General features: G+C 69.2%; 1 protein-coding gene. It reads right to left on the bottom strand.

The features are described from left to right. Nucleotides 1–291 precede the first annotated feature (291 nt). The coding region (locus RAN62_RS41005) for a PhoX family protein (protein WP_305790309.1) at nt 292–826 on the bottom strand (535 nt) is incomplete at its 5' end.

The raw sequence follows: 826 nt of genomic DNA, 5'->3' as shown, positions 1-826 counted from the left end.
AAGGAAACGCCCGTTCCTGAGCCTTCACAGGCTCGGGGACGGGCGTTTTCGTTTTGGGGGCGCCTTCTCCGACAGAGGGCGCGTGTGGGACGAAGGCCGGCCGGTGGGAGCAGATCCCTGCCGACCGGCCTTCGCTTGTTTACGCCAGGCGAACCGACGCCACCGTGCGAATCGACGTTGCCTTGCGAACTGACGCTGCCAGGCGAATCGACGTTGGCATCCGCCTCGAGCACGGGATCTGGCCACGGCCGGGTGGGCTTGCGAGCTTTCCTGCTGCCCTGGGACGGGAGGTCAGCTGCCTACGGGGTTGCCGTCGGGGCGCCAGGTGACGACTACGGCGGGGCGGGCGTAGGCGCCGTCGGGCCAGGTGCTGGCGGGGTTTTCGAGGCTGGCGCCGGTGATTTCGCCGGGGTGCTGGACGGCGACGAAGACGCTGCGGTCGTCGGTGGTGATGAAGGGGCCGCAGGTCTCGGCGCCCAGGGGCACGGTGAGGAACTGCTTGAGGTGCCCCTTCGACGGGCCCTCGATCGGGGTGGCGAAGAGGCCGTCGTTGCTGCCCAGGGCGTTGCCGTCGGTGGAGATCCAGAGGTTGCCGGCGCTGTCGAAGGCGACGTTGTCCGGGCAGGAGATGGGAGAGACGGCCGTCTTGTCGTAGCCGCCGAAGTACGTGCCCGCGTCGGCCGGGTCGCCGCAGACGATGGGCAGTGACCAGGTGAAGGTGTCGCCCGTGTGGTCGCCGCGGTCCTCGGTGATCTCGAAGATGTGGCCGTGCTTGTTGGCCGAGCGCGGGTTCGCCTCGTCGACGCCCGGGTTCGTACCGACGGCG

Source organism: Symbioplanes lichenis, from assembly GCF_030709675.1.
In the GTDB taxonomy this organism is placed as follows: Bacteria; Actinomycetota; Actinomycetes; order Mycobacteriales; family Micromonosporaceae; genus Actinoplanes; species Actinoplanes lichenis.
This window is presented reverse-complemented; position numbering and strand designations above follow the sequence as displayed.